Genomic DNA, 20,444 nt, shown 5'->3' with positions numbered 1-20,444 from the left:
GCGGATCGTCATTCCGTGACCTTATGGTCTGCTCGTCCGAAAGAATGAGGCATCATCTGACCTCATGGGATTGGTCGCAGGTCTCGACAGCTCCGCCGCCTACAGCCGCATCGTCGTGTGCGACGCGGAGACCGGACAGATCGTCCGGCACGGCCACGCCGAGCACCCCGCCGGGGAGGCAACCCCCGAGGCATGGCTGCTCTCGCTCGGCGAGGCGGCGGACGGGGGGGTGCTGGAGGAGGTCACCGCGATCGGCGTCACCGCGCAGGCGCAGGGCGTCGTCGCCCTGGACGCCGACGGCCACCCGGTCCGTCCGGCGCTGACCGGCACCGCCGACGACCGCGCGCAGGCCGCCGCGATCGGCCTGGTGGACGCGCTCGGCGGCCGGGCCGCGTGGGCCGAGGCCGTCGGCTCCGTGCCGCAGCCGGGACAGCCCGTCGCGCAGCTCCGCCGCCTGATGCGCGAGGAGCCGGAGGCCGCCAAGCGCGCCACCACCGTGCTCCAGGCGCAGGACTGGCTGGTCTGGCAGCTCCTGGGCCGCCCCAGCCGCTGGACCACCGACCGCGGCGCCGCCTCCGGCACCGGGTACTGGTCGGCCGTCGCGGAGGCGTGGCGCTACGAGCTGGCCGAGCTGGCCATCGGCCACCCCGTCGCCCTCCCCGACGTGCTCGGCCCGGCCGAGGCCGCCGGCCGCACCCCCGAGGGCCTGCTCATCTCGGCCGGCACCGGCGAGACCATGGCCGCCGCCCTGGGCCTGGGCGTCGGGCCGGGCGACGCCGTCGTCTCCCTGGGCGCCTCCGGCTCGGTGTGCGCGGTGCACGACGAGGCGCTGACCGATCCCAGCGGCACCATCACCTGCCTCGCCGACGCCACCGGCCGCCACCTGCCCGTCGTGCAGACCCTCAACGCCACCCGTGTCCTGCGCGGCACCGCCGACCTGCTCGGGCGCGACCTCGCCGGTCTGTCGGAGCTGGCCCTGGCCTCGACGCCCGGCGCGCACGGGCTGGTGTTCCTGCCCTACCTGGCCGGCGAACGCACCCCGGAACTCCCGCACACCGCCGGCACGCTGGCCGGGCTGCGGCGCGAGAGCATGAAGCCGGAGCACCTGGCCAGGGCGGCGTTCGAGGGCATGCTGTGCGGCCTGGCCGACGCCGCCGACGTGCTGCGCGGGCGCGGGGTGCGCATCGAGCGCGTCTTCCTGCTGGGCCCGGCCGCCGGGCTGCCCGCCGTCAAGGCGCTGGCACCGGCGCTGCTCGGCGCCCGCGTCGTCATCCCCGCGCCCGCCGACTACACCACGCTCGGCGCCGCCCGGCAGGCGGCGTGGGCGCAGGGCGTGGCCGACGGCACGCTCGACGACACCACACCGCCGCCCTGGCCGTCGGCGCCCGGCGAGATCCTGGACCCGGGCGACGAGGTCGCGGTGGGTACGGCGGTACGCCGGCAGTTCACCGCAGTCCGCGACCAGACCCATCCGGGAGCCTTCGACAGATGACCGCCGCCCTGGGCGTACTCGCCTCCGCACTCGCCGTCCTCTTCCTCGCCACGGGCGGGGGAAAGCTCCTGAGACATCCGGCATCGCGCCGCATACGCGACCGGTTCGGTCTCTCCCCCACCGCGTGGACGGCGATCGGGATCGCCGAGTGCGCCGGGGCGATCGGCCTGGTGGCCGGTCTGGCCGTTCCCCTGGTCGGCCTTGCCGCGGCCATCGGCCTCACCGGCCTGATGACCGGCGCGATCATCAGCCGCCTGCGGGTCAACGACCCGGCGGTGCTGGTGCTCGTGGACATCGCCGCGCTCGCCCTGGTCTGGGTGGTGCTGGCCCTCTACGCCTCGGACTGAACCGCCGCGCGCGGAGCCGCCCCGGGCGGAGCCGCCGCCCCGGAGCGGGCCGTGTCGAACGCCTGCCAGCGCACGGCGAGTTGCGTCCGGCTCGTGACCCCCGTCTTCGCCAGCACCCGGGTGAGGTGCTTCTTCACCGTGCCGACGCCGACGAACAGGCGTTGCGCGATCTGCTGGTTGGTCAGCCCCTGCGCCGCCAGCCCGGCGACCTCGCGTTCGCGCGGCGTCAGGCCCAGCTCGCCGGCGGCGGAGGCGGCGGCCCGGTCGTCCGCCAGCAGCCGGGTCACCAGCGGCTCCAAGTGGCGGCGCAGGGCGCGCATCACGGCGACGTCGCGCGCGGCCACCTGCTGCGCGCCGCGGACCACGACGCCGACGTACAGGACGCCCTCGGCTCCCGCGTCGATGAGGAACGCGACCTTGTCGTGGATGCCGTTCGGCTTCAGGAACCGCTCCACGTAGGCGCGTTGGGTGGGCACCAGCTCCGGGTGCAGCTCGCGCAGGGTGACCACGCCGCGCTCCGCGAGCAGGTCGTGGGCGTGCGGCGACATGTACGGGTCGGCGGCGATCCAGCGCTCGGCGTACTCCGCGAGGAACTCCCGGGAATAGCCGCTCTTGATGCCACGCCCGTCGTAGAGCGCGGCGGCGACCGTCGGGCCGTGCAGCACGGCGATGGTCGAGTACCCGAACCACTCCTCCAGCGCGCGCAGCAGCCGTTCGCGGAACGCGGGCAGGTCGGGCGCCCGGTCCACCGCCTCCATCACCCCGAAGAGCCGGCGGTAGTCCTCGGGCGGCAGCGGCTCGCCGCCGGGGAGCCGCCGCGGCGCGCCGGGCGCGGAGACGAGGGCGTGTGCGGCGGGCAACGGTCGCGGAGAGCGCGGATCGAGGGCCATTTGGCCGTTATAGGCCGGAGTTGATCGCGGACGCAAGGCGGTACCGGCCGGTCGTTCCACCTTCGGGCCATGGGCCGGGCGGGCTCCCACCGGGCATGGTCGTTGCGGCCCGCCGGGGGCGCCCGACGGAGCAGGCGAAAGAGGAAGAGGAAGAGGACCATGAACGCAGCACCCACGCCGACGCCCGCGTCGGCCCCGGCCCCCGACGCCCGCCGCTGGCTGATCACGGGTGCCAACAGCGGATTCGGCGCCGCCTTCACCCGGGCCGCGCTGGCGGCGGGCGACGTGGTGGTGGCGGCGGTCCGCCGCCCGGAGACCATGGCCGCCCTGGCCGCCGGACACCCGGACCGGCTCACCGTCGTCCGGCTCGACGTCACCGACCCCGAGCAGTGCCGGCAGGCGGTCGACACGGCGGAGCGGACCCACGGGCCGATCGACGTCCTCGTCAACAACGCCGGGTTCGGCACGGTCGGCGCCGTGGAGGAGACCGGCGAGGACGAACTCCGGTACGCGATGGAGGTCATGTTCTTCGGCGCGATGCGGCTGACGCGGCTCGTCCTGCCGTCCATGCGCCGCCGCCGCAGCGGCACCATCGTGCAACTGACCAGCATGGGCGGGCTGCTGGCGTTCGCCGGTGTCGGCACCTACTGCGCGGCGAAGGGCGCCCTGGAGCAGGCCAGCGAGGCGCTGGCGGCGGAGACGGCACCGCTGGGCATTAGGGTGCTGATCGTCGAACCGGGCGCGTTCCGCACCGAGTTCAACGGGGCGCTGCAGACGGCCCGGTCGATCTCCGACTACGACGCGACGGTCGGCGCGGTGCGCGACGCGCTGGACGCGGGCCACGGCAAGCAGCCCGGCGACCCGGACAAGGCCGCCGCGGCCCTGCTCGCCGCCCTCGACCTGCCGAACCCGCCGCTGCGCCTGGCCCTGGGCGACGACGCGTTCGGCGCGATCCGCGGCAAGCTCGCGGCCGTCGCCGCCGATCTGGACGCCACGGAGCACCTGGGCACGGGCGCGGCAATCACCTTCTAGTCGGCGGCGGCCTGCTCCCGCAGCACCGCCAGGCTGGGCGCGTCGGCCTCGGAACCGGGCACCACATGGCCGATGCGCCTGCCGCCCGCGTGCACGGTCAGCTCGATCAGGGCCTGCGACGGGGTCAGCCCGCGCGCCTTGCACGCGCGCAGGTGCCGGGCCCAGGAGACCCCGGCGTGGTACGCCTCGTCCCCGCCGGCCTCCCGCGGCCGGTACCCGGCGGCGTCGTCGGCGTCCGAGATCCACAGATAGCCGAGGACACCGTCGTCGTTGGCCACCTGGACATAGCGGACGGGCCGCTCGGTGGTGTGGGCGTAGTACTCCTCGCTCATCATGTGCGGCATTGTGCCGGACGGCTCAGCCGCGCCGCAGCACCTCCCGGCTGAGGTGATCGGCCCGGCGCGTCGTCTCGGGCAGCCGGTAGCGGGGCGCGAGGCGGAGGGTGTGCGCGCAGGCGTTGTCCAGCGAGACCCCGCCGCCGACGGACACGAACACCGGCCTGACCCCGGCCCGCGTCCGCACGGCGCGCCCGACGACGTCGCCGTCGTCGTCGGTGAGCGGGCTGACGGCCCCCCGCTCCGGGCCGGGCTCGTCGTACCGGAAGAGGAACGGCGACTTGGCCACGCCGAAGCACGGCAGCCCGGTCACGACCCCGAGGTGCACCGCGAGCCCGGCCCGCCGCGGGTGGGCGACGCCGTAGCCGTCGCAGACCAGGAGGTCGGGCGTGGTCCGCAGCTTCTCCAGCGCGGCCAGCACGGAGGGCACCTCCCGGAAGGCGAGCAGCCCCGGCACATAGGGAAACGCGGCCCGCCCGGCGACGGTGACCTCCTCGACCACCTCCAGCGACCCGGCGTCCAGCACGACCGCCGCGGCGACGAGCCGGTCGGAGCCGTCGTCATAGGTGACATCCACCCCGGCAACAGTCCGCACCTCCCCGACCCCGGGCCCGGCCCTCCCGTGATCAGCCGCGGCCCGCACCCGCTCCTGCACGGCGAGCGCCTCCTCCTCGGTGGCGGGCCACCGCGGGCCGGCGCCCGACATGCTGAACTTCACCGGCTTCCCCCGTGTCGTCGATCACTCTCATCATGCCCGGGCGGCCCCCGGGCCTGCTGACCCGTAGGCCGTGAGCCCATGCCCCGGCGTCCGCACGCCGCGGAGGGCCCAGGCCGGAGCCCGAGTCGGGGCGCACCGTGGCCATCGGCGACTCCGGAGTACGTCCGCCCGCCCGGTTCCGCCGTCCCGGGCAGCGTTCCGGTTTCCCCGGAGCGGCCGGGAGATCCGCGGTGTGACGGACGACCGGGTGGGGACCACCGATTCCGTCTGGCCGGCGAACGTGTCGGACCGAAGGAACTCGTCCGGCACGACGGCGGCCTTTCCGGAACGGTCAGGTCCCGGCGGCGAGCTCCCGCAGGGCCGCGAGGCCGGTCGTTTCGCTCTCCGAGCCGGCGACGACATGGCCGATGCGCGTGCCGCCGCCCGCCGCCGTCAACTCGGCCACGGCCTGAGAGGGGGCCAGCCCACGCGCCTTGCACGCGCGCAGGCGCCGGGTCCAGGCGACCCCAGCGTTGTACGCGTCGTCCCCACCGGCCGCGCGCGGTACATACCCGGCGGCGGCGTCGGCGTCCGCCCACCACAGATATCCGAGGACACCGCCGTCCTCGGCGGCCACCCGGGCATAACGAACGAGCCGCTCGGTGGTGCGGGCGTAGTGCTCCGGCCCCCCGGCCACCGTCGGCCGCAGATCCTCCGTCATCCGGGGCGTCATGCGGTTCTCGCTGCCCATGTGCTCCGCCAGCTCTCCGGTTTCCGCCATCACGTCTCGAATTCGCCAAGCCAGCTCCGCTGCAGCAAGTGCCGGGGGAGGTATTCGGATTCCACTTCGATCGGGAAGCCGGCATCGAAGGCGAGGCAGGCGACAGCGAGGGGGCCCAGGGCGACGGCGCCCTCGGTATCGAGCCTGCGGTCCTCGTTCAGGTCCCAATATTCCTTGTGCAGTTCGAGGGCTTGGGCCAGCGCCGTATGGAACTGCTGGTAGTCGCGGGCGAGGAATCGGTAGAAAAGGTTGAGCGGTGGGTACAGAATTTTCAGAATCAGCTCTCTGGGCACGATATGCGGCTGACCGGGGTCGGTTCCGTCGAATGCCGCCTTCAGCTTCTCGCCCAGTCCGGGGCGTTCCAACCAGTAGGTCTGGAGCGAATCCACCCAGGCGTAGATGTACTCATCGAACTCCGCGCCGGACGCGCGCAACAGGGAGAGGGGAACCCGACTCAGCTCTGTCATCCGGCGCTGATCACGGCAGATGACGGCGAGCCAGAAGGCCGTCAGCCAGTTCCCGGCATCCGTATAGTGCTGCGGTCCCGTGGCCGGGATCGTCCGGGTCTTGTGGGCGATACGGCACTGCACCGTGCCCTCGGTCGCGGCGGCCGACGCGAACAATGCCGAGCCGATCTGCATCGCCGTCACCCATGCGTCCCATGTCTCGAACTTGTCGGCTTCGGGATCATGGAGGCAATGCGCCATGGCTGTGCTGACAGCAGAGCCGAAGGTCAGGCTGAATGACCGTGGCGATTCGGAAAGACGCTCGACGTCTTCAACGGTACTCTCGCCGAGAAGCCGGAGGAAGCAAGCCGCATCACCCACTGCGGGAAAAGCATGCCGGGTTACCCGTGTGGCCACGTGATCGCTCCCTGAGCGGATATCGGATCTTTTTCACTTCACAGACGGCGACATCGCCCCGAATACATTTTCGGCACGGCAGTCGCATGCCATCGCCCAAGGAAAATTTCAACTTCGCCCTGCAAAATGTCCAGCACGCGCTCGGCGATTTCGACCAGTCACCCATTGCCAGGGGTCGGCATCCGTAGCCGAGCCCTCTCGCTTTCTCCAGAGCTTCATCAGGGAGGGCGATACGGTAAACATGGAGGTAGAATCAGAGATCACCGCGCCAGATCCACTGATACATCCGGCCGCTGGGCCGAAGGCATGCGGCCAAAGCTCAATCATTGCACCCAGCAACTTTCATGCTCACGCTACTCATATGCGCCATGCTACCGGGCGATCGGCAGGAAGGTTCGCCAGTAGCCACCCCGAAGATGCAAGGTGTTTGCCGGGCTCTGAGTGGCGTCGAGACACCGACCTTGTTGGTAGGCGCCATGACGGGGGCAATGAAATTGTCTCCACCAGGCGGCCACCCGTGAAACCGCCATTCGTGCTTGTGACATCATCCAGCACATACGCGCAGTTGATCCAGACGCGCCACCAGAGGACCGATCTCCGAAAAACAACCTGCCTGAACGGCTGTCACTTCATCAGAGGCAAAGCTGCTCGAACTCGTCAACGGCACGGTCGGCGTCGTCGTCCGAAAGTTGCACCGGACGGAAATGCGCCGCTCGCACGTGCTCTAGGAACTCCTCCGGCACCTCCACCCCGTACTCCCGAACAAAGTATCCCCAACAGAGCGGCCACACCCATTCGCCGTCCGTGGCCATTCCGAACGGGACAACGTTCCCCCTGCTCTCATCCAACGGGTCCGGGACATTCCCTGTCGCGATGAGAGGAGTGGACTCCAACAGATACACGGAAAGCAGGCCGCGTAGTTCGGGGTCGAGCCGGTCCAACCGGTCGTACAGTGACACTTGGGCGAAACGCTCAGAGCTCTCGCCTCTGACTTCCGCGAAGACCGGAAGCATCTTCATGGTGAGCCACCCTCTCTAGTCAACTGCCCACTCGGATCGATCAAGCTCTTCGACTCTGCCGTCGGGATGGTACCGATGGAAGGTGTTCGGCAGTTCGCGCACCTGGGAGGGGGACACACTGTACGACAGGTTGCGGTCCACTCCTAGCCAGCCCCGGTGATTGTTGTACAGGTACCCATCGGGTGCGATGACCGGAGCCTGGAGATGCTGCGCGAGTCGCCGTGCGAAGGTTCCGTCGGCGTGACCCGTGTTGCAGGCCAACATCCGGACTGGCGTGCCCGGGGTGTAGTCAGCCTGATTCCGCAGGATGTTGGCCAGGTCGCGAGGAGAGATCTTTCGGCCGTCAGCCGCATGCATGTACGCCTGATGAGGGTCTCCGTGGGCGACCACATCGTAATGGCCCTCCAGTGGCTGCACCCTCAGAGAGTTCCGGTAGAACGGGTCCCTCTCGGCCATCATGGAGAATCCCGGATGATCTGGCCCGAGAGGGTATGTCTGAGGCCTTGGCGGAGTGTTGCCTCTCTTGTCGAACCACTCGGCGACCGCGCTGTCTCCGTCCACGGGCGCGTCACCCGATGCGGCACGCTCCGAATCGAGATCTGCCCCCTCAGCAGAACCGAGCTCATCCACACCGGATGTCACGTCGGAGTCGGCCGACTCGATAACGTCACCGCCCAGATCGTCGGCTCCGGCATGGACCGCCGCGTCCTGAGGCCCGCTGGTGTCGGAGGTCCAGTCCGGGGCGAAAGCATCGGAGTCTCCGGGCACCAACGAGGGGTCCCTGTCGGCCGGAAGCAGGTCCCGGCCAAGGTGATCAGCACCGCCTGCGGGAGGCAAGTCGCTGCCCAAGCGGGAGCCGTCAAGCAGATTGTCTCCCAAGGCGCTTCCAGCACCGCTGGTGTGGGCGCCGATGGTGGCCAGTTCGGGTTGGCGGGCCGCGGAGAGTTCGACCGGGATGTGGTCGGGGGTCTGGAGGGGCTGGCCGTCCGGGAGGTCGAGTTGGCCGCTGGGGTGGAGGGTGGTGCCGTCGGGGAAGCGGATCGTGCCGTCGGGGAGGCCGATCGGGGTGGTGATGTTCTCCGGGAGCGGGCCGGTGGGGGGCACCAGTTGTCCGTCGGGGAGGCGGAGCATGCCGTCGGGCAGTTCAAGGGCCCGGATGCTGGACAGGTCGGGGATGATGCTGCCGAGGCGGGGCAGGGCGCCGGCGCCGGCCGCGATGCCGCGGCTGATGTAGGTCATCGGGTCGATGGCGTTGCCCACGCGGGCGACGGTGGTGGCCGCGCGGGCGGCGGTGCCCGTGCCGCGGACGGCCGTGCCGGTGCCGAGGGTGGCGACCGTGGTGACGACGTTGAACGTCACCAGGCCCGCCGCGCGGGCCGGGTTCTCACTCCATTCGTCCCAGGCCACCAGCGACTTGCCGACCTGGACCGTGGTGGCCATGCTGTCGTCCACCCACTGGCGGATCCCGCTGCCCTCCGGCAGCAACTGGGTCGCCGCCATCGCTCCGGGGCCGAGGGAGAGGATCGCCAGGCCCGTCGCGAGCTGGCCCAGCCCCCGCCACGCGGCGCCGAAGTTGTCGCTCCACGGGTTGACCAGCGTGGCGAGCCCGGTCAGCGTGCCCCAGATGCCGTCGACGATGACGCCGTCCCACACGAAGCTCTTGACGTGGTGCCACACCTCCCAGGCGTGGTGCTTCTCCTCCACCGCCCGGCCCCACGGGGTCTCGCCGGCCTGGCGCATGTCCTCCACGCTCAGGCCGTACATGTTCTCCCCACCGGACCCGTCGTCCGTGGTCCACCGGGTGCCGCCCACCAGCGCGGTGATCGCGTTCGCCGCGCTGCGTTCGGCCTCCCAGAACCGGGCGACCGTCTCGGAGATGTCACGGACCAGATCGTTGTTCCGGTCGACCTTGTCACCGTCGTAACGCCAGTCGTCGTCCAGACCGGCCACGAACTCCGTCGCTTCCGCCTTCAGCGAGCGCAGGCGGTCGATCAGGGGGCGGACCTCCGAGGCGTAGGTGGCGAGCGTGGAGGCGACGGATTCCAGATCACCGGCGAAGGTGTCGGCGCGGTCGCGGACCGGAACGGTGGTGGCGAAGAGCTGCTCCGCCTCGGGGGTGTCGTAGAACGCCGACAGCCCCTGGAAACGGTTGTGCACCGTCGCGCCGATGTCCCGGACCGACCCGGCCGACGACGTCAGGGCCGCGTGATCCCGCTCCAACTGTTCGAGGTTTCCGGTGAATTCGGGGATCCCCGTGGGATCGACCCGCTCGGGCTCGTCCGACACCGCTAGTTCCCTCCCCCGTCCTCGCCGGTGGGCAGCTCCTCCAGGTCGGGCTCGCGCAGCGCGTTGCGCTGGGCCTCCTCGGCCATCGCCATGTCACCGTTGACGTATTCCACCGTGGCCTGCGACGCGCCGTTGAGCGAGGCGCCGGCCCGCGCGGCGATGTACTGCAGATCCGCGGCCGTCTTCTCCGCGAACTCCGCCAGCGCCGCGCCCACCAGCCCGGCCGCGGACTCCCGTTGGGCGCCGCCCATGTCCAGCGTCCCGGCCGACTCGGCCGCGCTGCGCAGGCTCGCCTGGTAGGCGGTGCCCCATTCCTGCAGGTCGTCGGCGGCGTCCACCGTCTCGCCCAGGACCCGTTGCACACCCAGTGGATCGATGTCCCAGTCCGGCATGTGTCAGCTCACCCGATGCCGTCGACCGCACCCCGAGCGCGGGTCAGCGTGTTCTGCGCGGTCGCGTCGTTGCTCTCCAGCGTCGACTTCAACAGCCCGATGATGGACCGTACTTCGTTCGCCGAACGGTTCCACCGCTGCTCGACCCCGTGGTACTGATCGGAGACGCCGTCGGCCTGGAAGTCCGCCATCGCGGCCTTCACCTGCCGGTCCCGCTCCGCGATCACGCCTTCCAACTGAGCGATCACGCCCTGGAGGTTGGACTGCGCCTCGGCCGAGGCGTCCGTGTCATAGCTGCGCCGGTCGTCGTTCGCGCCCATGCCCCGCTCCCCCTTCTCCGTCCACGCCCGATACGTCTATGCCCGGCCCGAGAAGCGGGCCGCGTCGAAGTTCGCCGACGCCTGGGCCCGCTGGGCGTTGTCCGCCGACTCGTGCTCGCCCTCGCCGAACGCCCGCTCCATCCCGGACTGTCCGCCCAGGATCTGCCCCAGCGCCGCGTTGAGGGATGCGGAGATCTCGTCCGACCGCGCCTTGAACGAGTCGAACGCGGCCCGCCCGGCGCCGTTGAACCGGCCCTCCAGGGGCTCCGCCGCGGCGACCAGGCGCTGGATCAGCGTGCCGAGATCGGTACTTGAGGTCTGTGACTGCTGGATCAGGTTCGACAGCGCCTGATTCCCCATGTCGAACTTCATGCCCACCGTGACTCCCCCTGCCGGCCGAGTTACTCCACTCTTAGCAGCGTCCCACGCGCGAAGGCAAACAATCGCGCGTATCAATTCCCTTATGATCCCGCGGATGATCTCGCGGCCGACCGGGCGGGGCAGGTGCCCGCGGCTGAGTGATCGGGGAATCGAATTCGGTGATCTTCACGGCAGCCACACCCGGACTGTCGTACCGGAGCGATCGCCGCTGGTAAGAGCGGGAAAAGATTCGTAGTGTTCTTCCCCAAAGGACATGCGGGAACGGGGGCGGTACCGGTGGCCCGGGACTACGACAGTCAGTTGCTGGAGTCGGTCGCGGTGCGGCGGCGGCGGTTGCGGGACGCCGTGGTGTTCGGGGCCGAGCGCTCGCGCCGGGGGTTCGACGAGAACGTGGGGAAGATCCTCGGCGGGGTCGCTCTGGCGGCCGTGCTGTGCGCCGGCTGCGTGGGGTGGTCGTTCGTCTCGGACCGCATGGCCGAGGAGGACGACCAGGGCCTGGCGGAGGTGACGGCGGCATGGTGAGCCGGGTGACTCTCGTGGGGGACCGGCGGCGGGTCGATCTCGTGCTGCCGTCGGACGAGCCCATCGGTGAACTGCTGCCCGACGTGATGCGGCTGCTCGGTGAACGGCCGGCCGCCACGCCCATGGTGCGGCGGTTGATCGCGCCGGGCGGCGCGGTGCTGGCGCAGGACGACACCCTGGCCTCGGCGGGCGTCGCGGACGGTGCGGTGCTGCGGCTGGTACGGGAGCCGGAGACGCCCGCCGCGCCCGTGGTGCACGACGTGACCGACGAGGCGGCCGACGATCTCGACGCGCGCGGCTGGCGCTGGGACGACCGGACCCGGATGTGGACGGCCGGGGCGGCGACGCTGGCGCTGGGGCTGGTCGCGGCGGCGCAGGCGCGGGAACGGCTGGGCGCGGACGAGGTCGGGGGCTGGCTGGTGGGGGCGGCCGTGGCCGCCGCCGCGCTGGGCGCGATGGTGGCCTCCGTGCTGCGCGGGCCGCGGCTCGGGGCCGTGCTGATTCTGCTGGGCGGCGCGCTGGGCGTGTTCGGCGCGTGGACGGTGACGGAGGACGAACGGCCGCTCGCCGCGGGCGTGGCGGCGTTCGCGACGCTGGTGCTGCTCGGGCTGTGCACGACGGCCGGGCGGGGCGCGCTGGTCGGGGCCGCCGCGGTGGCGCTGGTCGTCGGCGGCTGGGAGGCGTGCGGGGCGCTGGTGGACGAGACGTACCGGGCCGGCGTGGTGCTGGGCGTGGCGTCGGTGGTGGCGCTGGGGTTCCTGCCGCGTTTCGCGCTGTCGGCCGCGGGGCTGACCGCGCTGGACGACCGGCGGTCGGGCGGGGCCTCGGTGAGCCGGTACCGGGTGGACACGGCGCTGGCCGCGACACATCGCGGGCTGGCGCTGGCCACCGTGGTCACGGCGGGTTCGGCGGCGGTGGCGGGCTGGCTGGCGGTGACGGAGGCCGACGCGTGGACGGTGGCGGTGACGGCGCTGCTGGGCGTCGTGCTGCTGTCGCGGGCGCGGGCGTTCCCCCTGGCCGTCGAGGTGGTGGCGCTGCTGGCGGCCGGCGGGGTGCTCGCGGTGCGGCTGCTGGTGCTGTGGGCGGATCAGCCAGGGCAGTCGGCGGCCGGGCCGCTGGCCGCGCTGTGCCTGCTGGCGGTGCTGCCGCTCGCGATGGTCGCCGTCCGGCCGCCCGACCATGTGCGGGTGCGGCTGCGGCGGTTGACGAATCTGGTCGAGTCGGTCGGCGTGGTGGCGCTGATCCCGGTCGCGGTGGGCGCGTTCGGCGTCTACGGACGGCTGCTCGACACGTTCTGACCGACGACGATCGAACGAGGGACCGAGGGAGTCATGTCCGCACAGGCACAAGGGGCCCCGGGGGACTGGCAGCGCGACGTGTTCCGCGAGCTGGGAGGCGCGGCGTCCGCCGGGGCCGCCCAGGAGGCGGCGGCTCCCGCCGCGTTGCCCCCCGCACCGCCCGCCCCCGGTGAGCCGGCCCGGCACGGGCGTCCGCTGCCGCCGCCGACGCCGGTGTCGGTGCCGGTCGTCGGGCCCGCGCTCGACGGGTCCGGACCGCGGCACGGCGACCCGTTGCCGCGCCGCGCCGGACGTGCCCTGCGCCGGGGGCTGACGTCGTCGGCGGCCCGGCAGACGGAGACCGCGACCCGGATCGCGCGGGCCATCCAGCAGCCGATCACCACCGGCCGCCAGATCGCCGTCACCAGCATCCGTGGCGGCGCGGGCAAGAGCACGGTCGCGGCGCTGCTGGCGCTGACGCTGGCGCACCACCGGCACGACCCGGTGCTGGCGGTGGAGGCCGATCCGGCGCTCGGCACGCTGCCGCGCCGCCTCGGCGCGACGGAGATCCGGTGGTCCTGCGGCGATCTGGCGGGCATCGTCGATCCGTCGATGCAGATCACCGATGTCACCGGTTACCTGCTGCCGTTCGCCGGCGGCGGGTGGCTGCTGCCGGGCAGCCAGGGCACGATCGGCGCCCGGCTCGACGTCGAGACCTACCGGATCGTGATGACGTCGCTGCGCCGCTGGTTCGGGACCACGGTGGTCGACTGCGAGACGCTGCCCGCCGAGGTGGCCCGGACGGCGCTGACCACGACTCAGGCCCGGGTGCTGGTCGCCCCGGCGACCACGGCCGGGGCCGCCACGACCCGGTCGGTGCTGGACTGGATGGGCGGCCTGCACCGCAGCATGCTGCCCACGACCGTGGTGGTCCTGGTCCACACCGCGCCCGACATGGGCCTGGACGGCCGCCGGGCGGCCGAGTACCTGGGGGCGGGCGGGGCGCGGGTGATCCCGCTCCCGTACGACCGGAGCCTGGCCGCGGGCGGGGAGATCCGCACCGCGCTGCTGGCCGGGGCCACCCGGGAGGCGGCGGCCCTGATCGCGGCCGAGACCATGGACCGCGCGATGACGCGTGGCTCGTCCCGGGGAGGCCCCCGGTGACCACGCGGCAGGTGCACCGCCCGGCGCGGACCACCCGCCCGCTGCCCGCGCCCGCCGAGCGGGCCATCGAGCCGCCGCCGAACCTGCCGGAGGGCAACGGTGGTTCGGCCGCCGCCTCGCTGCTGCCGATGGCCGGGGTGATGGGTTCGGTGGTGATGATGACGGTGCTGCGCGGCAGCCAGTTCGCCGCCATCGGCGCCCTGGTGCTGGTGGCGGCCGTGCTCGGCGGCGTGGGGCTGCTGTTCTCGCAGCGCGGGCGCGCGCTGCGTGCCCGCCGCACCCAGCGCGAGCGGTATCTGGAATATCTGGAGGAGCTGCGCGAGGAGTTGAGCGCCGAGGACCGCGAACGACGTGCCGCCGCACGGGTGCTGGACCCGGCGCCGGAGGCGCTGTACGACCTGGTGGACGATCCTGCGCGGCGGTGGGAGCGGCGGCGCGGGGACCGGGACTTCCTGCGGGTGCGGGTCGCCACCGGCCAGGTGCCGGTCCGGGTGCTGACGTTGGAGCAGCGGGGCAGCACAGTGCTGACGCCGCCGGACCGGTTCATGCTCAACGAGGCGGCCGGCCTGCGCGAACGCTTCTCCAGCGCCCCGGAGATGCCGCTGACGGTGCCGCTGGACCGGGCGGGCGACGTGAGCGTGATCGGTGAACGGGCGGATGTGCTGCGGGTGGTGCGGACCCTGGCCACGCAGGCGGCCGTCGCGCACGCGCCGGAGGACGTGGCGTTCGCGCTGGCGTGCGGCGAGGACCGGCTCGCGGACTGGGAGTGGGTGAAGTGGCTGCCGCACGTGCTGGACGCGGAGGCGTGGGACGGTCCGGTCAACGCCCGCCGGATCGCGCCCGATCTCGCCGCCCTCGGCCGGGGACTCGGCCCGGAGCTGCGGGAACGGGCGGCGTACGCGGCGGAGGTGCGGCGTGGCCTGGCCGGGCGGGAGGCCCTGCGGCTGGCGAAGCGGCTGCTGGTGATCAGCGACGGGTACGGCCGGACCGCGGCCGAACTGCCGCGCCCCGACGAGGCGGTGCCGCTGCCGGACATGGGTGTCACCGTCGTGCATCTGCTGGCCGAGCGGGTTCACGAGCCGGGGCAGGTGTCGTTGCGCCTCACGGTGGCCGGTGACGGGCTCACCGTCGAGGATGTGCGGGGCGAGACGCCGGTGGTGCTGCGCGGCGCGCTGGACGAGGTGACGGCGGCCGGGGCGGCCGGGCTGGCGCGCATGCTGGCGCCGCTGCGCCTGTCGCCGGAGTCGGTCGCGGTCGGCGCCCCGCTGTCCGGTCCGGTGGACTTCGCCGAGCAGCTCGGCGTCGAGGACCCGGCGGCGCTGGACCTGGACCGGCTGTGGGCGCCGCGCCGGGGGCACCAGTCGTTCCTGCGCGTGCCGATCGGGCTGGGCGACGACCGGCAGCCGGTGCTGCTCGACCTGAAGGAGCCCGCCGAGCTGGGCATGGGCCCGCACGGGCTGTGCGTGGGCGCGACCGGCTCGGGCAAGAGCGAGCTGCTGCGCACCCTGGTCCTGGGACTGGTGGCCACGCACCCGCCGGAGGACCTGGCGATGGTGCTGGTGGACTACAAGGGCGGGGCGACGTTCGCGCCGTTCGCGTCGCTGCCGCACGTCGCGGGCGTCATCACCAACCTGGAGAACCGGGCGGGCCTGGTGGAGCGCGTGCACACCAGCCTTGCCGGGGAGGTCAAGCGGCGGCAGCGGGTGCTGAAGGACGCGGGCAACATCGCGGACATCTCCACCTATGCCACCGCCCGCGCCGAGCGGCCTGAACTGCCGCCGCTGCCACACCTGTTCGTCGTCATCGACGAGTTCGGTGAACTGCTCACCGCCAAGCCCGACTTCATTGACCTGCTGCTGTCCATCGGCCGGATCGGCCGCTCGATCGGGGTTCATCTGCTGCTGTCCAGCCAGCGGATCGAGGGCGGCCGGCTCAAGGGCCTGGACACGTACCTGTCCTACCGGCTCGGCCTGCGCACGTTCTCCCCGGAGGAGTCGCGGACCGTGCTCAACACCCCGGACGCGTTCCACCTGCCGCCGATCCCCGGCTTCGGTTACCTGAAGGTGGACACCAGCGCCTACGACCGGTTCAAGGCGAGCTACGTGTCCGGCCCCTACCGTGGCCCGGCGCGCCCCGAGGCCGAGGCGGCGGCCCGGAGGCCGACCGCGCTGCCGTATCCCGCGTACAACTCCCTGGGGGGCGACGACGATCCGGCGGACGGCGAAACGGACCCGGCGCCCGCCGCCGCGCCCGCCCGGCGGACCGCCGGTCCGACGCTGCTGTCCACCGTCGTGGAGCAACTGACCGCCGCCGCACCGCCCGTGGCGCGGATCTGGCTGCCGCCGCTGCCCGGGGCCGTGGCTCTGGACACGGTGGCCGGGCCCCTGGAGACGACCGGCCGGAACGGCGTGCGGCTGACGCGCGCGCCCGGCCCCGGCCGCCCGATGCGGGTCGCGCTGGGGCTGCTGGACGACCCGGCCCGGCAGTGGCAGGGCCAGTGGGTCCTGGACCTGACGGTCGCGGGCGGTCACGCGGCGGTCATCGGCGGCCCCGCGTCCGGCAAGACGAACCTGCTGCGCACCCTGATCCTCTCCCTGGCCCTCACCCACACCCCGCGCGAGGCGGGCATCTACTGCCTCGACCTGGTCGGCGGCGGTCTGGCGGCGATGGCCGGGCTGCCCCACGTCGGCGGCGTCGCGGGCCGGGCGGACCGGGAGCGGGCCGCCCGCACGGTCGAGGAGATCCGCGCGATGCTCGCCACCCGCGAGGAGCTGTTCCGGCGGCACGGCATCGACTCCGTCGACCACCTGCGGCGGCTGCGGGCCGGGGGCGGACTGCCGGAGCTGGGCTCCACCGATGTCGTGCTGGTCATCGACGGCTTCGGCGAACTGCGGGACGGTTTCGACGAGCTGGACGACGGAGTGACGGACCTCCTGCGGCGCGGCGGCGGCTACGGCATCCACGTGGTGGCCGCGATGACACGCTGGAACGACGTGCGCATCGCGTCCCAGTCCGCGTTCGGCACCCGCGTGGAGCTGCGGCTGAACGACCCGGGCGACAGCGGCGTCGACCGGCGGCTGGCGGAGACCCTCTCCCCCGACGAGCCGGGCCGGGTGCTGACCGGCACGAAGCTGTTCGCCCACGCCGCCCTGCCCCGGATCGACGGGCGCGCCACCGCCGACGACCTCGGCACCGCCGTCGAGACCGCCGTGCGCGCGGTCCGGGCCGCGTGGTCCGGGCCGCAGGCGCCGCCGGTGCGCGTCCTGCCGCCCCGGCTCACCCGCCGCCGGCTGCCGGACCGGGCCGCCGAGCCGAAGCGGGTGCCGATCGGGCTGGACCAGAACGCGCTGCGGCCCGTGCTGCTCGACCTCTTCCGCCACGACCAGCACCTGCTGATCCTCGGCGACAGCGAGTGCGGCAAGACCAACCTGCTGAAGCTGATCGCGCGCGGCCTCACCGAGCGGTACGACGACGAGGAGCTGGTCTTCGCCGTCATGGACCCCCGACGCGGCCTGCACAGCGTGGTGCCCGAGCCGTACCGGGGCGGGTACGCGCACAACGCGCGGCTGGCACAGGCACTTTCGGCCGGGATCGCGGGCGTGCTGGAGAGGCGGATGCCGGACGACAGCGTGCCGCCAGAGGTGCTGGCGGCGGGCGCCGCGGCGCCGGCCGGTCCCCGGATCGTGGTGCTCGTCGACGACTACGACATCCTCACCACCGCCCGACAGCAGCCGCTCGACCCGTTCCTGCCGTACGTGGCGTCGGCGCAGGACATCGGGCTGCACTTCGTCGTCACGCGCCGTGTGGCCGGGTCGTCGCGCGCGATGTACGAGCCGTTCCTCACGGCCCTGCGGGAGAGCGGCACATCCGCGCTGGTGATGACGGGCGAACGGGCCGAGGGGCAGCTCTTCCCGGGCGTGTACGCGGCGGCCCGCCCGGCCGGGCGCGGCACGTTCATCCGGCGCGGCGAGCCGCACCGCCTGATCCAGACGGCGCTGGTGGACGGGGACGCGGGCGGCCCCGGCGGGATCGGCTTCGGTGACAGGGACGACAGCGAGGGGGACGGCGGGGCATGACGACGGACGTGATCGCGCTCACCGAGCGGATGCCGGACGCCTGGAGCCTGGTGACGGGCCTCATGGCGGGCGGCCCGGACACCACCGTGGCGGTGGTGGGAGACGGCGCGGTGATCCAGCTCTGCGACGAGCGCGGCCGGCCGCTGGCCTCGGTCGAGGCACCGATGCTGGTCCACACGCCGGGCGAGGTCGCCCGCCTGCTCGGCGCCGAGGTCGACGGCCCGGTGTGGTGGACGGAGGTCCGGGCCGCGACCGCCGCCGAGGGCGCCGACCGGCTCGCCGGCACCATCGCCACCCGGCTCGCGACCCGGCTGGGCGGCTCGGTGTGGCCGCCGGGGGCCGCCGCCCCGGACGGCGGCTCTTCACCGGTGCCGGGCGTGGCGACGGCCTCCGCGCCGGCCGCGGCCCAGCCCGCCGTGGATGTGCTCACCGACCGGGTCGCCGCCGTCATCCAGGACCGGCCCGTGGTCGCCATGACGGCGTGGCTGTCGGACGCGCTGCGCGCCGCCGTGGCCGGCGGGCGCGCTCTGCAGATCGTGACCCCGGCCGGTACCCGGCTCTCGCTGCCCACCCGTACCGCGCTGGGCGGGCTCCCGAACCGGTGGGTGGTGCGCGACGGCGCCGGCGGCTACTTCGACGGGCTGTCCGGAGCCGAACTGCGCTGGCGGGACGGCGCGTTCGCGCCCGCCGACGGCGGCGCCCCGGCCCTGGCCTTCGCCGAGGCGACGGCGCGGGCGGAGGGGGCGGCCGACCGGCAGCTTCTGCTCACCTTCGTCACCCGGCACCGCCCCGACCGCGACCTCCTGCTCGGTGACGGCCTGGAGACGGCCTGGCGGCGGCTGACCGGCGCGCCGCCCGCCGGCTGGGGCACCGCGGAGCCGGCCGGTCTGCCGTGGTCCCGTGAGGAGTTGACCGCGCTGGCCCGTGACCGCGCGCCCGAGCCGACCTGGTTCGTGGTGGTCGGCGGGCCCGGGCCCCGCCCGGCGATCGCGACACTGCGGGTGACGCGCACCACGGGCGGCGTCGAGGAGGACGTCACCCTCGCGCTCGGCCACCCGGCGGGGGCGGCGGGAGCGGACAGCGCGTGGGAGGAAGCGCTGTCCGGACTGCCGGGGCTGGCCGAGGAGTTGGGCGTCCGGCATGGGCTGGTGTCGCTGCTGGCGCAGTGGCGGCGGGCGCGGGGCGACCTGACCGTTCCGGGCTGGCTGGAAGGGGCTCCGGAGCCGGTCGCGTTCGCCGTCGGCGCGGCGGAGGTGCGGGCCCTCGGGGGGCCGGACGCCATGCGCCGCGCCCAGGTCGCCGTCGGCCCCGCCGCGTTCGGCCCGGCGTCCCGGCCCGGCCTGTACTACCCGCTGGCGGACGTGGGCTGGGACGGCTTCCAGCGGCTCATGACCCACCTGCACGGCCTGGACCGGCCCGGGGGTCAGTCGAGGTAGCCGCGCAACTGCTCGGCGTAGGCGTGGTCGCGGAGTTTGCCGAGGGTCTTGTGCTCGATCTGGCGGATGCGTTCGCGGGTGACGCCGAAGAGGCGGCCGATCTCCTCCAGGGTGCGGGGGCGGCCGTCGACCAGGCCGTAGCGCAGTTCCACCACACGCCGTTCGCGGTCGGCCAGGGTGGACAGGACGCATTCGAGCTGCTCGCGCAGGAGCAGGAACGCGGCCGACTCGGCCGGGGACGGGATGTCGGCGTCCTCGATGAGGTCGCCGAGGTTCACGTCGTCCTCGTCGCCGATCGGCGCCTGGAGGGAGACCGGATCCTGGGCCAGCCGCAGGATCTCGCTCACCCGCGCCGCCGTGATGCCGAGCAGGACGGCTATCTCCTCGGACGACGGCTCGTAGCCGCGCTCCTGGAGAACGTGGCGCTGGACGCGGATGACCCGGTTGATCAGCTCCACCACGTGCACCGGGACGCGGATGGTGCGCGCCTGGTCCGCGATCGCGCGCGACATCGCCTGTCTGATCCACCAGGTGGCGTACGTCGAGAACTTGAAGCCCCGGGTGTAGTCGAACTTCTCAACCGCCCGGATCAGCCCGAGATTTCCCTCCTGGACCAGGTCCAGCATGGTCAGGCCGCGCCCGATGTACCGCTTGGCGACCGACACCACCAGCCGCAGATTCGCCTCGATGAGCTGCCGTTTCGCCACCCGGCCGCGCACCACGAGCCGGTCGAGGTCCAGGGCCAGTCCCTCGTCCAGGGCCGCGCCGCTGAGCAGCCGCTCCTCGGCGAACAGGCCCGCCTCGATCCTGCGGGACAGCTCCACCTCGTCGGCCGCGGTGAGCAGCGGGATGCGGCCGATCTCGCGCAGGTACTGCCGGAAGAGGTCGCCGGACGCGCCGTTGCCCTCGGATCGTGCGGTCACCCTCGGCCCGGCGGCCGGAAGGGTGTCGGGGAGGGTCGGGGTCTGCAGCACGGGGGAGCCTCCAGGTTTTTCGCGACAGGCGGGGAAACGGAGGGTGGAGGAGCGGCTTCGCCCCCAGTGTGGCCGACCGCGAGCACCGGCCACGAGATGCGTGCGGGCACTTTTTGGCACGGGCGCGACGAAAGCGCCCGGGTTACCCAACTCCCAGCCC

General features: G+C 73.1%; 19 protein-coding genes. 8 read left to right on the top strand and 11 right to left on the bottom strand.

Annotated features, from left to right (window positions below; translation table 11 throughout):
- Positions 1 to 64 precede the first annotated feature (64 nt).
- Entirely contained in the window at positions 65 to 1,492 is a 1,428-nt protein-coding gene (locus tag ACSNOC_RS08400; protein WP_436746648.1) for a xylulokinase, read from the top strand.
- Complete coding sequence (locus ACSNOC_RS08395) at positions 1,489 to 1,839, top strand: DoxX family protein (protein ID WP_436746647.1); 351 nt, start codon at positions 1,489 to 1,491, stop codon at positions 1,837 to 1,839. Before ACSNOC_RS08400 ends, ACSNOC_RS08395 begins: the two co-directional genes overlap by 4 nt.
- Here ACSNOC_RS08395 and ACSNOC_RS08390 read toward each other — a convergent pair.
- On the bottom strand, positions 1,824 to 2,729 hold the full coding sequence (locus ACSNOC_RS08390) for a helix-turn-helix transcriptional regulator (protein ID WP_436746646.1): 906 nt from the start codon (positions 2,727 to 2,729) through the stop codon (positions 1,824 to 1,826). The two genes, ACSNOC_RS08395 and ACSNOC_RS08390, sit on opposite strands and share 16 nt — an antisense overlap.
- A gap of 159 nt (positions 2,730 to 2,888) precedes the next feature.
- Here ACSNOC_RS08390 and ACSNOC_RS08385 point away from each other — a divergent pair, with 159 nt between their 5' ends.
- Complete coding sequence (locus ACSNOC_RS08385; RefSeq protein WP_436746645.1) at positions 2,889 to 3,761, top strand: oxidoreductase; 873 nt, start codon at positions 2,889 to 2,891, stop codon at positions 3,759 to 3,761.
- Here ACSNOC_RS08385 and ACSNOC_RS08380 read toward each other — a convergent pair.
- The 9 genes from ACSNOC_RS08380 to ACSNOC_RS08340 form a co-directional block, all read right to left on the bottom strand.
- Positions 3,758 to 4,096 carry a hypothetical protein gene (locus ACSNOC_RS08380; protein ID WP_436746644.1) on the bottom strand — a complete coding sequence of 113 codons (339 nt, stop codon included), beginning with the start codon at positions 4,094 to 4,096 and terminating at the stop codon, positions 3,758 to 3,760. The genes ACSNOC_RS08385 and ACSNOC_RS08380 overlap by 4 nt on opposite strands.
- A gap of 22 nt (positions 4,097 to 4,118) precedes the next feature.
- On the bottom strand, positions 4,119 to 4,802 hold the full coding sequence (locus ACSNOC_RS08375) for an endonuclease V (protein ID WP_436746654.1): 684 nt from the start codon (positions 4,800 to 4,802) through the stop codon (positions 4,119 to 4,121).
- 343 nt (positions 4,803 to 5,145) lie between these two features.
- A complete protein-coding gene (locus tag ACSNOC_RS08370; protein ID WP_436746643.1) occupies positions 5,146 to 5,574 on the bottom strand; it encodes a hypothetical protein in 429 nt (142 codons plus the stop codon).
- A complete protein-coding gene (locus tag ACSNOC_RS08365) occupies positions 5,574 to 6,437 on the bottom strand; it encodes an immunity 49 family protein (RefSeq protein ID WP_436746642.1) in 864 nt (287 codons plus the stop codon). The genes ACSNOC_RS08370 and ACSNOC_RS08365 overlap by 1 nt, the downstream gene beginning before the upstream one ends.
- Before the next feature lie 632 nt (positions 6,438 to 7,069).
- Positions 7,070 to 7,456, bottom strand: a complete 387-nt coding sequence (locus ACSNOC_RS08360) for a hypothetical protein (protein WP_436746641.1) — start codon at positions 7,454 to 7,456, stop codon at positions 7,070 to 7,072.
- Positions 7,457 to 7,471: 15 nt separating this feature from the next.
- Positions 7,472 to 9,742: a hypothetical protein gene (locus tag ACSNOC_RS08355; protein WP_436746640.1), complete on the bottom strand. Its 2,271-nt coding sequence runs from the start codon at positions 9,740 to 9,742 to the stop codon at positions 7,472 to 7,474.
- Positions 9,743 to 9,744: 2 nt separating this feature from the next.
- Entirely contained in the window at positions 9,745 to 10,134 is a 390-nt protein-coding gene (locus ACSNOC_RS08350) for a DUF6507 family protein (RefSeq protein WP_436746639.1), read from the bottom strand.
- A gap of 8 nt (positions 10,135 to 10,142) precedes the next feature.
- Positions 10,143 to 10,454 (bottom strand): pore-forming ESAT-6 family protein, encoded by a 312-nt coding sequence (locus ACSNOC_RS08345; RefSeq protein ID WP_436746638.1) that lies wholly within the window; start codon positions 10,452 to 10,454, stop codon positions 10,143 to 10,145.
- Positions 10,455 to 10,490: 36 nt separating this feature from the next.
- Entirely contained in the window at positions 10,491 to 10,826 is a 336-nt protein-coding gene (locus ACSNOC_RS08340) for a hypothetical protein (protein ID WP_436746637.1), read from the bottom strand.
- A 285-nt stretch (positions 10,827 to 11,111) separates the two neighbouring features.
- Here ACSNOC_RS08340 and ACSNOC_RS08335 point away from each other — a divergent pair, with 285 nt between their 5' ends.
- From ACSNOC_RS08335 to ACSNOC_RS08315, 5 genes are read left to right on the top strand one after another with little or no spacing between them, the layout of a single operon-like run.
- Positions 11,112 to 11,357, top strand: a complete 246-nt coding sequence (locus ACSNOC_RS08335) for a hypothetical protein (protein WP_436746636.1) — start codon at positions 11,112 to 11,114, stop codon at positions 11,355 to 11,357.
- On the top strand, positions 11,351 to 12,655 hold the full coding sequence (gene eccD / locus ACSNOC_RS08330) for a type VII secretion integral membrane protein EccD (RefSeq protein WP_436746635.1): 1,305 nt from the start codon (positions 11,351 to 11,353) through the stop codon (positions 12,653 to 12,655). Before ACSNOC_RS08335 ends, eccD begins: the two co-directional genes overlap by 7 nt.
- Before the next feature lie 33 nt (positions 12,656 to 12,688).
- The gene (locus tag ACSNOC_RS08325) at positions 12,689 to 13,798 is read left to right on the top strand and encodes a MinD/ParA family ATP-binding protein (protein ID WP_436746634.1); all 1,110 of its coding nucleotides are present in this window, start codon (positions 12,689 to 12,691) and stop codon (positions 13,796 to 13,798) included.
- The gene (gene eccCa, locus ACSNOC_RS08320) at positions 13,795 to 17,874 is read left to right on the top strand and encodes a type VII secretion protein EccCa (protein WP_436746633.1); all 4,080 of its coding nucleotides are present in this window, start codon (positions 13,795 to 13,797) and stop codon (positions 17,872 to 17,874) included. The genes ACSNOC_RS08325 and eccCa overlap by 4 nt, the downstream gene beginning before the upstream one ends.
- The gene (locus tag ACSNOC_RS08315; protein WP_436746632.1) at positions 17,871 to 19,310 is read left to right on the top strand and encodes a DUF6177 family protein; all 1,440 of its coding nucleotides are present in this window, start codon (positions 17,871 to 17,873) and stop codon (positions 19,308 to 19,310) included. Before eccCa ends, ACSNOC_RS08315 begins: the two co-directional genes overlap by 4 nt.
- Here the strand turns inward: ACSNOC_RS08315 and ACSNOC_RS08310 are convergent.
- Positions 19,298 to 20,434 carry an RNA polymerase sigma factor gene (locus tag ACSNOC_RS08310; protein WP_436746631.1) on the bottom strand — a complete coding sequence of 379 codons (1,137 nt, stop codon included), beginning with the start codon at positions 20,432 to 20,434 and terminating at the stop codon, positions 19,298 to 19,300. The two genes, ACSNOC_RS08315 and ACSNOC_RS08310, sit on opposite strands and share 13 nt — an antisense overlap.
- Between the last annotated feature and the right edge of the window lie 10 nt (positions 20,435 to 20,444).

The sequence above is a fragment of the Streptomyces sp. URMC 129 genome (assembly GCF_051386415.1).
In the GTDB taxonomy this organism is placed as follows: Bacteria; Actinomycetota; Actinomycetes; order Streptomycetales; family Streptomycetaceae; genus Streptomyces.
Note: the sequence above shows the minus strand (reverse complement) of the source record. Positions and strands in the feature narration are given on the sequence as shown.

Coding starts and splice junctions, on each gene's coding strand:
- ACSNOC_RS08400 (WP_436746648.1), top strand. CDS start 65: ATGGGATTGGTCGCAGGTCTCGACAGCTCCGCCGCCTACAGCCGCATC.
- ACSNOC_RS08380 (WP_436746644.1), bottom strand. CDS start 4,096: ATGATGAGCGAGGAGTACTACGCCCACACCACCGAGCGGCCCGTCCGC.
- ACSNOC_RS08340 (WP_436746637.1), bottom strand. CDS start 10,826: ATGAAGTTCGACATGGGGAATCAGGCGCTGTCGAACCTGATCCAGCAG.
- ACSNOC_RS08370 (WP_436746643.1), bottom strand. CDS start 5,574: ATGGCGGAAACCGGAGAGCTGGCGGAGCACATGGGCAGCGAGAACCGC.
- ACSNOC_RS08375 (WP_436746654.1), bottom strand. CDS start 4,802: ATGTCGGGCGCCGGCCCGCGGTGGCCCGCCACCGAGGAGGAGGCGCTC.
- ACSNOC_RS08360 (WP_436746641.1), bottom strand. CDS start 7,456: ATGAAGATGCTTCCGGTCTTCGCGGAAGTCAGAGGCGAGAGCTCTGAG.
- ACSNOC_RS08325 (WP_436746634.1), top strand. CDS start 12,689: ATGTCCGCACAGGCACAAGGGGCCCCGGGGGACTGGCAGCGCGACGTG.
- ACSNOC_RS08315 (WP_436746632.1), top strand. CDS start 17,871: ATGACGACGGACGTGATCGCGCTCACCGAGCGGATGCCGGACGCCTGG.
- eccD (WP_436746635.1), top strand. CDS start 11,351: ATGGTGAGCCGGGTGACTCTCGTGGGGGACCGGCGGCGGGTCGATCTC.
- ACSNOC_RS08345 (WP_436746638.1), bottom strand. CDS start 10,454: ATGGGCGCGAACGACGACCGGCGCAGCTATGACACGGACGCCTCGGCC.
- ACSNOC_RS08390 (WP_436746646.1), bottom strand. CDS start 2,729: ATGGCCCTCGATCCGCGCTCTCCGCGACCGTTGCCCGCCGCACACGCC.
- ACSNOC_RS08395 (WP_436746647.1), top strand. CDS start 1,489: ATGACCGCCGCCCTGGGCGTACTCGCCTCCGCACTCGCCGTCCTCTTC.
- ACSNOC_RS08385 (WP_436746645.1), top strand. CDS start 2,889: ATGAACGCAGCACCCACGCCGACGCCCGCGTCGGCCCCGGCCCCCGAC.
- ACSNOC_RS08350 (WP_436746639.1), bottom strand. CDS start 10,134: ATGCCGGACTGGGACATCGATCCACTGGGTGTGCAACGGGTCCTGGGC.